The sequence below is a fragment of the Paenibacillus sp. FSL M7-1414 genome (assembly GCF_038003195.1).
GTDB lineage: Bacteria > Bacillota > Bacilli > Paenibacillales > Paenibacillaceae > Paenibacillus > Paenibacillus amylolyticus.
Map to the genome: position 1 here is coordinate 1,343,316 of NZ_JBBOOS010000001.1, position 11,869 is coordinate 1,355,184.

An 11,869-nucleotide genomic window follows, 5' to 3' on the forward strand; every position below is an offset into this window, starting at 1 on the left:
TATTAGCGCGTCGTGCCCTCTTACTGTATGCGATCTAGTTCGTTGTTTATCCGTCATCCGATAGATTTCTCTATTCTTATTTTTGCGCTAATCCGAATCAATGTCAACGAAGCCAGTTAGCAAAAGCTGGTGGCTTGGACTAGTGAACGCGGAGAAGAGTTCTATGCCATGTTCTCGTGTTGTATTCACCATTTGTCGAAATTACTGAAACATTTTCTAGGGATGCCCCGTCTGTAGGAATGAAGAGGTAAAAAATAGGCTTTACTAATCATATGGAGGTGCCAGGAAATGAAACATAAAAAAGGATTGGCTGCAACACTTGCGCTCTGCGTTTCTTTGACAGCAGGAGGTGCATCGGTATTTGCTTTCACAGATGTGAAGGATGAAGGTCAGAAGTCGATTGTGGATTCATTGAAATCAAAAGGCATTGTTAGCGGAGTAACAGCGGATCTGTTCCGTCCAGATATCGCATTGTCCGAGCCACAGGGTGTTCAACTGATTGTGAACGCATTTGGTCTGAAAAATGAATTTGCGGAAGCATCCGCTCAGAATAAAATCAGTCCGGATACGTGGTATGCCGATGCGGTGCAGGCCGCTACTCAGAATGGACTGTCCATTCCGGTGGAAGTGAACCCGCAGGGCAAGATGACGCGTGAACTGTTTGTCATTTTGCTGAATGAAGGGATTAACACAACCGGGAATTATCCGGTCATCATGAAGTATAATCTTGTTAAGGACGAAAATAAAATCGGTAAGGACGCCATATCTGCAGTCCAGAACCTGCTGAACATGAACATCATTGAACTGGATAAGGACGGGAATTTCCGTCCAGATCAGTCGCTTACCCGTATGGAGGCTGCAAGCATGATCTTTAATGCACTCGAATTTGTGGATAAACACGGCAATGGCGGCTCAGCAGAGCCAACTCCAACCAATCCAGGTGAAGGCCAACAAGCGATTGTACCTGAAGTAACAACGACAAAGGTTGATGACAAAACAACCAAAGTTAAACTCAGTGCTGAAATGCCGCATCCTGGTTATGGATTGAAGATTGATGATGTGAAATTGGAGAAGGATGGACGCGCTATCGTGCTCTATTCCATTATTCAACCTGATCCAGACATGATGTATCCGATGGTTATCACCAATGTGACTGCAGAAACGGATATCCCAACAGGGTATACAGCAGAAGCTCAACCTTCTGGTAAGTAAATTCACTGCAAACCCTACAAACTGAACATGGTTAAAACGGATGTGTATCTTCCAAACCACTCTCCATACATGTATGGAGAGTGGTTTTTTATTTGAGTTGAAACTGTACACAGGTTTTCATATGATTATTTATATTACATTTAGTGTAATTAATCCTGTCGCTTTTTTATAAAGAAATGGATATCTACTTAGGATGTAAAGCCAGTTCGTGTTAGCGGAATGGCTTTTTTTAATGGTCTTTTCCGAAATATCTACTGTTTTCAGATTCCACACCTTGTGCAAAATTTACATATATGACTCCAAATTACTAGTGTTTATAAGCGTTTATGTATCCTGAAGGCAAAGATAAAAACAACATATATACGAAAGAGGGAGGAGAAATATAGAATAAAGGCAAGCCATTACAGGCTTGTAGTTTGCGAGAGATGTATGATAGATAATATTACATTGTATCACGTCGGTAAAACCTTGAAACCTGCAAACCTTAAAATTCAGTATGATGGCTGTTGACATCAATACCGTGTCCCATGCGTATATGTGGGTTTTGACTTTAAGGTCTGTTTTCTAACCTAAGTTCGGATCTGACATCTTTCAAGTTCATGTGATGAAACTCTCAATGACAACTACAGGAGGGAAATGGGTCAAATTCTACATGTTTTATACCCCCGAAATGACAATGACAAGCTGGCGACAAAAGTGTAAACCCCTGTTGTAACAGTATATTCCGTGATTTTAGAAGTGAAGATGGAAATGGCATATTTACGGATTCGAAAATGATCCATAAACTCAGTATGTAAGCGTTACCAAAAAAGAGGGGGAACAGATCCGCTCGTTATGGAGACGCGGTTCGGAACTCCTTCTTATATTAAAACAGGAGTGCTTCGCTCTTCCTCACAAACGGCCGGATTTTCATTAGAAAAGGAGGAAACAACTGATGCAGCTAAATGGGGAGTCTCCCTCGACGCAAAACTTAACGGTAAACACGATTCCGAATAGCAAGAAAAATAAATTATGGAGAAGGACGATTCGGAACTGGGAGTTGTATCTGTTTATTGCGCCAGCCTTTTTATACTTTCTGATATTCCATTATGGTCCGATGTACGGCATACAAATTGCATTTAAAAACTTTATCCCAACGCTTGGTGTCACAGGAAGCCCATGGGTCGGATTCGATCATTTCATCCGTTTCTTCAATTCGTATTATTTCTGGGATTTACTATGGAATACCCTTAGCATCAGCTTGTATGAGCTGGCTATAGGTTTTCCACTGCCGATTATTCTGGCGTTAGCGTTCAATGAAGTGAAGGATTCCTTCTTCAAGCGTACTGTGCAGACCGTCACGTATGCACCGCATTTCATTTCGGTCGTGGTGATGTCGGGGATGATCATTACCTTTTTATCACCCTCGTCAGGCATGATTGTCAATTTGGTACAGGCCCTTGGATTCCAGGCACCTCAATTCCTGACGGACCCTGCGTGGTTCAAGACAGTGTATGTACTATCAGGAGTCTGGCAAAGTGCAGGCTGGGGCACCATTATATACCTTGCCGCTTTATCGGGTGTGGACCCGCAACTGCATGAAGCGGCTGTGGTGGATGGTGCGAGCCGGTTCAAACGGATTTTGCATATTAACATTCCAGCGATCATCCCTACGATCACCATCTTGTTAATTCTGAATATGGGCAGTATTCTGGGCGTCGGATTCGAGAAAATCCTGCTGCTGCAAAATCCGCTGAACATGGGCTCGTCCGATGTCATCTCAACATTTGTCTATCGGTCCGGTCTGGTCGATGCGCAGTACAGTTTCTCTACGGCGGTGGGATTGTTCAACTCCGTAGTGAATGCGATTCTGCTTATTACCGTGAATCAGATTGCACGCCGCACCAGTGAAAACAGCCTGTGGTAAAAGGAGGGAATACACATGTCATCCGCTGTGAAAGAAAGCAGAAGTGATAAATTGTTCTTATTGTGCAATTACATCTATCTGACGGTAGCGCTCGTCATTGTGCTGTATCCGCTGTTATACATCATCAGTGCTTCAATCAGTGATCCCAAATATGTAGCCTCTGGTGAGATGTGGCTACTGCCAAAAGGGATTACGTTTGAAGGTTACGCCCGGGTGTTTGAGAACACCAACATCTGGATGGGGTACAAAAATACGATTATCTATACCGTTGTAGGCACCATCGTTAACCTGATTGTTACACTACCGGCAGCCTATGCGCTCAGCCGCTCGGACTTTGTGGGACGCGGATTCTTCATGGCGATGTTTATGGTAACGATGTTCTTCGGCGGAGGGCTTGTCCCAAGTTACCTGCTGGTCAAGGATCTTGGTATGGTGAACAGCATGTGGGCACTTATTCTGCCCGGGGCTGCATCCATCTGGAATATTATCGTATGCCGGACGTTCTTCCAATCGACCATTCCCAAGGAGTTACAGGAAGCGGCGCATATTGATGGGTGTACCAACACCCGGTTGTTCATCAAGATTGTGCTCCCGCTTTCGATGCCAATCATTGCAGTGATGGCGCTCTTCTATGGAGTCGGACACTGGAACAGCTATTTTAGTGCCATGATCTATCTGAATGATTCCTCCAAGTACCCGCTACAGCTCTTTCTGCGCCAGATTCTGGTGCTTCAAGAAATGGCGGCTCAAGGGGGAGGCGCTATCGATACGTCTTCAGCCACGGCGATGAATACCAAAGCGGAGATCGCTGCACTGGTTAAATATGCCGTCATTATTGTTGCCACCCTACCTGTCATTGCGGTGTATCCATTCCTCCAGCGTTACTTTGTACAGGGTGTTATGATCGGTTCCGTTAAGGGATGATCTTAATCCATATACCACATTAAACAAGGGGAGTTGTTGTTATGAAAAAGCTTCGCAAGGCTTCATCCATTACACTCTGTCTCACCTTATTCGCAACATTGCTTGCAGCTTGTGGTTCAACCAATGAAGACGGAAGCACGACCACCAAAGTAGAGGGGGTCAAAAAAGAAGGTTTCCCCATTGTAGACAAAACGCTAACGTTAAAGGTCATGTCCCAGGATGCGGGGGTAGCCGACTGGAGCACGATGCCTGTGCTGCAAGAAATGGAGAAACTGTCGGGCATCAAGCTGGAATACCAGCTCTCACCAATCGACAGCTTTGAAACGAAGAAAAATCTGGTTTTCGCGAGCGGAGACTTGCCGGATATGTTCTATGCTGCGGACCTCAAGCCAGCCGAACAGGTGACTTATGGCAGCCAGGGCATCCTGATCCCGTTGGAAAAATACATTGATGAAGGTTACGCCCCAAATATCAAAAAGATTCTCGATGAGAACCCGGATGTCCGTAAATCATTTACAACACCTGATGGGCATATGTATGCACTCCCATTCATTGATAAAGCCGCCGTGTGGTATAGAGGCCCAATGTGGTACAACGGGGAATTCTTGAAGGCACTTAACGTAGAAGAGCCCAAGACTACGGAAGAATTGTATACGTATCTCAAGCGTGTAAAAGAAGAAGATCCCAATGGCAATGGCCAGCAAGATGAAATTCCGCTTACTTCTGTAAAACTTGATGATCTTCGCATGTTTTTCTTCGGCTTCTGGGGAATGTACAACGAAGGCATCTATTCCGATAAAGACGGAAAGGTTCACTATCCTTATCAAGAAGAAGGATACAAAGGTTATCTGACGTTCATGAACCGCTTGTGGAAGGAAGATTTGCTGGATCATGAGACCTTCTCTCAGACAGGTGATCAGAAAAAAGCTAAAGGTGAAAGCAACAAACTTGCATTGTTCAACGATTACCATCCATACTTCACACTCGGTGGTGAACCTAGCACGGATCATCCGCTGATGACACCCGTGAAGAGCGAGGTGCCAGACTCTCCGGTATACGGCAAGCATCCGGGCATGTCGGCTCGTGGTACCTTTGCTATTACAAGCAGCAACCCGTCACCCGAGGCGACGATGCGATGGATCGATTACTTATACAGCTATGACGGTGCGACACTGTTCAATCAAGGTCCGGAAGGTGTGCTGTGGAAATTCAAAGACAAGGAAAATCATGTTAAAGAGTGGCTCCCCGTTCCTGGCGGCGGTGATCGTGAGGAATACCGCGGTAAAATCACGCCGAACTTTGGTATCTTGACACCGGGTATTAATGATCCGGATGTAGCGAAGGGTCTTCGCACCGAATTTGATGAGTGGATTGACCAGCAAAATCAAGAGAAGTTGGTACCTATCGGAAAAGCACCATTTCCTAACGTTTATTTGACAAATGAAGAGCAAAGCGAAGCAACCGCTCTATTGTCTGATCTGGATACGTACGTTAAACAGATGGAAGCGAAGTTTGTGACCGGCCAGGAACCACTTGAGAACTGGGATAAGTACATTGCACAGATGGAGAAAATGGGCAGTGACCGTATCATCGAACTGTATCAGGGGGCATATGACCGCTGGAATTCGGGGCAATAAAGCCTATCGAGGTACATCCCATGCAGAAAGACAGCAGTTAGCTTCAATATTGTTAGCTGCATTAAATTTTTCGCATATAAGAATTCTCGGGGGAGATGTGGACCGTTATGCAGAAATGGTTTGAAGAAGCCAAACTGGGGATATTCATCCACTATGGCATCTATGCGGTGGACGGGGTTGCGGAATCCTGGTCCTTCTATAATGGCAGGATATCCTATGAAGAATATATGAAACAGTTGGATGGTTTTACGGCATCGGAATTCAATGCGGAGAAGTGGGCGGAATTGATTGAGAAGTCTGGTGCCCGGTATGCCGTATTAACAACGAAGCATCATGACGGTGTTGCTCTATGGGATACGCAATATAGTGATCTCAATGTTGTCAAACAGACACCAGCGAATCGGGACATTGTGAGGGAATATACGGAAGCGATTCGGGAAAAGGGCATTCATCTGGGGATGTATTACTCGCTCATTGATTGGTCACACCCGGATTATCCTAGCGTGTATGAAGGTGGGAAAGTACCGGAGGATCTCAGCAGTGTCAACCGGCATTCAAGTCCTGTGGACGGCGTTCAGGATCAGGCAAAGTGGCAGAAGTTCCTGCAATTCAATAACCATCAACTGGGAGAGATTTTAACAAATTACGGAAAGGTGGATCTGCTGTGGTTTGATGGGGACTGGGAACGGAGTGCCGAGCAGTGGAATCTGCCGGAGTTCAAGCATTATCTGCAATCTTTTAACCCCGATATCATCATCAACTCCCGCCTTCAAGGTTATGGGGATTACAAAACGCCTGAGCAAGGCATTCCGATTACAAGACCGGAGGGACCCTGGGAATTCTGCACCACGATCAATAGATCTTGGGGTTATGTGCCAACCGATCATAAATATAAATCGTTAAATCAGATCATTCGAATGTTCTGCGACTGCATTTCGATGGGCGGTAATATGTTGCTGGATATCGGTCCGCGTGAAGATGGCACCATCGATCAGAGGCAGGAGGATATTCTGCTTGGACTGGGAGCTTGGATCCGAACCCATGAAGAGGCCGTCTTTGGTACGGGTGAAGGCATTATGCCTCGCTATTATCTGGGGGGAAGCACCGTATCCGAGGATCGAAAGACGCTGTACCTGTTTGTGTATGACGATCCAAAAGAGAATGTGTGCATCAAGGGTCTCTGCAATCCGATCAAGAAAATTACCGTGCTGCATTCGGGCAAAGAGCTGAATCATGAGATTCATGGGGGCGTGCCTTGGTTCAATATCCCGGGGACAACGTGGATCAAGATGACCCCGGAGGACACGCATGAACAGGTGACCGTTCTTAAGCTCGAATTCGATGAGGAGCTGGAAATGTACGGCGGCTCTGGAGCCGTTGTCACCCATAACTAACCATTACGGGGAGGGCATGTGCTGGTAGATGCATGCCCTCCCTTACGAATTGGAGAGAGTGACATGAACAGAAGTGGAGTGCCAGAACCCAGGATTGAGTATGCTCCCAAACATTATATATGCAAGCGTGCGCAGGAACCGTTGGTGTTAGACGGTCGTGTGGATAAGGCATTTTGGAATGCGGCTCATTGGACGGAGGATTTCGTTGATATCGAAGGGGATCTTCGTCCGAAGCCAGAGAAACAGACACGGGTAAAAATGCTGTGGGATGACGACTATTTCTATTTTGCTGCCGAGCTGATTGAAGATCAGATATGGGCTACCCTGACTGAACGTGATTCCGTTATTTTTTATGACAATGACTTCGAGATTTTTATCGATCCCGACGGGGATTCCCATCAATATTATGAGTTCGAGATCAATGCGCTCAATACGGTATGGGACCTGTTATTAGTGAAGCCTTATCGGGATGGTGGGCCTCCGGTTAACGGTTGGGATATCAGCGGTCTCAAGACGGCCGTATATATCGATGGGGAACTGAACAGACCTGGTGCAGAGAACCGGAAATGGAGCGTGGAAGTCGCGATTCCCTGGGCCAGTCTGAAGGAATGTGCCGAAGGAAACCGTCCACCTGTGCCGGGTGAGTTCTGGCGTGTCAACTTCTCGCGTGTGGAGTGGCAAACCGAGGTACAGGACGGCGAGTACCGCAAGGTGCTGAATCCAGATACGGGTAAACCTTATCCGGAGGACAACTGGGTTTGGTCACCTATGGGTATTATCAACATGCATTATCCAGAGTTGTGGGGTTATGTTGTATTCTCGGATGAAGGAACGGATCAGTCGTTTGAGTTGCCGGAAGATGAACGAATCAAATGGGAGCTTCGCAAGCTCTATTATCGTGAACGCAATTATTATGAAACCCATGGTGAATTTACACAGGATGTGAAGCTGCTTATGGGTGAGGAATCGTGGAGCTGTGAGCCTGTTATTGAAACGACTCGTAGCCTTTTCCAGATTACTGCGCCGTCTTCGGACGGAACGGCCTTGATCTGTATTCGGGAAGACGGAAAGCTGTGGAAGGAGTGAGAACACAATGACCAGCCAAACCTTGGTATTTTCCCTTGATGCACAGTCATTGGAGAGGATCGAGCAGAAGTTCCAGGAGAAGGTGCGTTTTGCAGAGGCCCGCAAATCGGAATTGTTTCATGTTTTTCAGCAGGAGCTAACGCAAGAAGAGGCATGGGCGTTGAAGTATGTCTATGCCTATATGCCGGTAAACGACATGGCTGATTATAACGGGGACTTGTTCTTGAGTCATGTGCGCCGGGCTTTGGACACCCGCAAACGTGTGCCTTGGGGAGATCGAGTTCCGGATCATCTGTTCCTTCATTTTGTGCTGCCTTATCGGGTAAATACGGAAAATATTGAAGATTACCGCGGCTTGATGTATGGCGAATTAGTCGAGCGGACTACGAACTTATCCATGGCAGATGCAATCTTGGAGACCAATTACTGGTGTCATGAAAAAGCGACCTATATAGGCAGCGATCTGCGTACGATATCACCGCTGACGATGATCCGGAATGCTCGTGGTCGATGCGGCGAAGAATCCACGCTGGCGGTAGCCGCTCTTCGCAGTATTGGTATACCTGCCCGTCAGGTCTACACACCACGCTGGGCTCACTGTGACAGTAACCATGCTTGGGTAGAAGCCTGGGCAGATGGTCAATGGTATTACATCGGGGCATGCGAGCCGGAAGCCCGTCTGAACCAAGGGTGGTTCAGCCCGCCAGCCCGCAGGGCCATGCTGATTAATACGAGGATCTATGCCGACTATCCCGGACCAGAGGATATTACGCTCTCGGAAAAGGGATATACGGAAATTAATTTACTTGAGAACTATGCGCCCACACGCAACATCTATGTGAAGGTGAAAAATGAGCAGGGAGAGCCCGTACCCGGCGCGAGTGTCCGCTTTGAGCTGTACAATACGGCTGAATTCTATCCGATTGCCGAGATTAGGACGGATGCACAAGGGGAAGCGACCTTTAAGACTGGCTGTGGTGACCTTTTGATTCGTGCGGTCAGCGGCGGTAAGTGGAGTGAGGTCCTATTCAAGGCTCAGGAAAATAAGGATGTAGAGCTTGTGCTGAACTCATCAGAGCAGCCTACAGGGATTGTAGATTTCGATATGGTTCCTCCTCCGGAAAGGGAGGGAGAGTCTGTGGTTGCATTACCGGAAGAGAAGATTGAGATTCATAATCGTCGTCTGGAGGAAGGAGCGCAGACCCGGAGCGAGTATGAGGACACGTTCCTGAGTGAGGAGGAAGCTGTCTCGCTGGCTAAAAAGGTTGGACTACCCTCGGTACGTGTGCGGGATGTTCTCCGCAAGGCACGGGGGAACAGCCGGGAGATTGCAGCTTTCCTAGAGGAACGTTCCAATCCATACGATGAGTGGCCGCTCCGGTTGCTGGAGTCGATGAATGAAAAAGATTTAATTGATACCTTTCGTCAGACGCTGGATGATCATCTGATTGGTGCGCTCTCGCAGCAAGGATCATGGGCGGAAGATACTTTTGTAAGATACATCCTGTGCCCGCGGATCTCCTATGAGATGCTGGTCCCTTATCGGAGTGTATTCCAGAATGCCTTTTCGGCAGATGAGGCGGCAGCGTTCAGGGAGAATCCCTCGACACTTGCCCGAATGCTGGAACAGCAATATGAATATTATGACGATCTTCCTAATCTAAAAGGCAAAGGGAATCCGATCGGGACGTTTAGTCTAATGAAGGGAGACTCTCAGTCGCTGGATATTTTGTTTGTGGCTGTATGTCGCAGTTTGGGTATTCCGGCCCGATTACATCCGAGCGCACAGAAACCACAGTATCTAAGTGACAGAGGCTGGAAGGATGCAGTGTTTAGTCTCACCTCACCTCTAACTCAGGAGAGCACAAGCTGGGGATTGCTCCAACTTCGTAGGGATATAAAAGTTCCGCAGGATACACCAGAAGCATCTTATTTCGAAAATTTCTCGTTTGCCCGTCTGGAAGATGGCGTCTACAAGACATTGATTTATCCTTATGGCAGTACGAATGTCTATAGCGAGCCATATGAGGTTGAGGCAGGAGCTTATCGCTTAACGACAGGCATTCGTCTGAACGATGGAACGGCAAAAGTACGATTCGTTTACTTTACCGTGCGCGCCGGAGATACCACTGAGGTTGTATTGTCTTATCGTGAGAATGAGGTTGAGATTCCTGTACTGGGTAAATTGGCACCAGGAAGTGTATTGACCCGTCTGGATGGTTCAGAGGTAGAACTGGAGGAACTTCTGGGATCGGAGGGTGCCATTGCAGCCTGGATTGAACCGGAGCGGGAACCGACCAAACATCTGATTCGTGAACTGTGTGAGCTGGCAGAGCCGCTGGATAAATTGGGTATACCCATCGTACTCATGATCGGAGATATGGAATGGAACGCTGCCTTTGACCCTGCTGGTTATCCAAAGCTGCCTATATGCACGGTTTTTGTACGAGATTCCAGTTATGCTTCCTTGTCAGGCTTCAATTCGAAGCCTGCGGCTCATGAAGCAGGTTATCCGCATCTGTTCGTGCTGGATACTCAGCATCAAGTTCGTTATTCGGCTTCCGGGTACAAGATTGGTACTGGGAAGGAAGCCTTGCAGATTGCTGCTGCGATATCTCAATCATCGAACAGATCGGAGTGAAGAGAGTGACGAAATATATTGCTGCCGGTTATGCTGTTGATTCAGTTCTCCCCGACATGACACATGAGGATCTCTTGAAGTTAACACATCTGAACGTAGCCTTCGGACATGTCAAGAATGATGCAATCACCACCGAGCATCTAAAAAACGGTCGCGTTATCCAGAACATCAAGCGGGAGCATCCAAATCTTACAGTGCTGTTGTCTGTAGGCGGATGGAGCGCTGGCGGTTTCTCTGAGGCCGCCTCGACCCAGCCGGGGAGGGACAGCATGGCTGCATCGGCAATCCGAGTGTTGGAGGAACACCTTTTTGACGGGATCGATCTGGACTGGGAATATCCTTGTTACGGTGAAGCTGGTATCGCATCCAGTCCTGATGATAAACGGAATTTTACCTTACTTCTCAAGACAATCCGGGAGGCACTGAGTGCCAAGGGAGAAGCGGATGGCCGTCATTATCTGCTCACCATTGCGGCAGGGGCTGATCAATACTACGTTGATGGTACAGAGATGGCTGAGGTGCAGCAGTACCTAGACTACGTGCAGTTGATGACCTATGATATGCGCGGCGGTTTTCAGGTTCTGACCGGACATCATACGAATCTGTACACGCCAACAGGAGATCTGTTTCGAATTAGTACGAATGCCTCCGTGAACCTGTTTGTTCGCGCAGGCGTTCCGAAGGAGAAAATTGTGATCGGAGTTGCGTTCTATTCCCGGATCTGGAATGAGGTTCCTGACCGAAACCACGGGCTCCATCAAATGGCCGGGAGTACAGGCGGATATGGACCATCATTTGCCGAGCTGGAAGCGAAGTACATTAACAAGAATGGTTACACTCGTTATTGGGATGAAGAAGCCTGTGCACCGTTTCTGTTTAATGGGTCCAGCTTCATATCGTATGACGATGAAGAATCGATTCAATGCAAATGTGATTACGTAAAGGATCAAGGTCTGGCCGGAATCATGTTCTGGGAGTACGGCTGTGATCCAACTCACCGTTTGCTGGGTGCAGTGCATCAAGGGTTGAAGGATCTTTCGGCTGGGAAAATCGGATAAGGCCGCCGGCC

8 protein-coding genes are annotated in these 11,869 nt (G+C 47.4%); all 8 read left to right on the forward strand.

The window, feature by feature from the left end; genetic code table 11:
- The first annotated feature begins 288 nt into the window (after positions 1 to 288).
- The 8 genes from MHH92_RS05965 to MHH92_RS06000 all read left to right on the forward strand — a co-directional run bounded on the left by MHH92_RS05965 (position 289) and on the right by MHH92_RS06000 (position 11,858).
- Entirely contained in the window at positions 289 to 1,212 is a 924-nt protein-coding gene (locus MHH92_RS05965) for an S-layer homology domain-containing protein (protein ID WP_253506153.1), read from the forward strand.
- A gap of 934 nt (positions 1,213 to 2,146) precedes the next feature.
- Entirely contained in the window at positions 2,147 to 3,118 is a 972-nt protein-coding gene (locus MHH92_RS05970; protein WP_100528714.1) for an ABC transporter permease, read from the forward strand.
- Between the two features lie 15 nt (positions 3,119 to 3,133).
- Positions 3,134 to 4,042, forward strand: coding sequence for a carbohydrate ABC transporter permease (locus tag MHH92_RS05975; protein WP_253506155.1), 909 nt, complete (start codon positions 3,134 to 3,136; stop codon positions 4,040 to 4,042).
- Positions 4,043 to 4,083: 41 nt separating this feature from the next.
- The gene (locus MHH92_RS05980; RefSeq protein ID WP_253506157.1) at positions 4,084 to 5,679 is read left to right on the forward strand and encodes an extracellular solute-binding protein; all 1,596 of its coding nucleotides are present in this window, start codon (positions 4,084 to 4,086) and stop codon (positions 5,677 to 5,679) included.
- A 107-nt stretch (positions 5,680 to 5,786) separates the two neighbouring features.
- Positions 5,787 to 7,073, forward strand: coding sequence for an alpha-L-fucosidase (locus MHH92_RS05985; protein WP_253506159.1), 1,287 nt, complete (start codon positions 5,787 to 5,789; stop codon positions 7,071 to 7,073).
- Between the two features lie 63 nt (positions 7,074 to 7,136).
- A complete protein-coding gene (locus MHH92_RS05990) occupies positions 7,137 to 8,159 on the forward strand; it encodes a carbohydrate-binding family 9-like protein (protein ID WP_253506161.1) in 1,023 nt (340 codons plus the stop codon).
- 7 nt (positions 8,160 to 8,166) lie between these two features.
- Entirely contained in the window at positions 8,167 to 10,800 is a 2,634-nt protein-coding gene (locus tag MHH92_RS05995) for a transglutaminase domain-containing protein (RefSeq protein ID WP_253506163.1), read from the forward strand.
- Between the two features lie 5 nt (positions 10,801 to 10,805).
- Positions 10,806 to 11,858, forward strand: a complete 1,053-nt coding sequence (locus tag MHH92_RS06000) for a glycoside hydrolase family 18 protein (protein WP_253506165.1) — start codon at positions 10,806 to 10,808, stop codon at positions 11,856 to 11,858.
- The last annotated feature ends 11 nt before the right edge of the window (positions 11,859 to 11,869 follow it).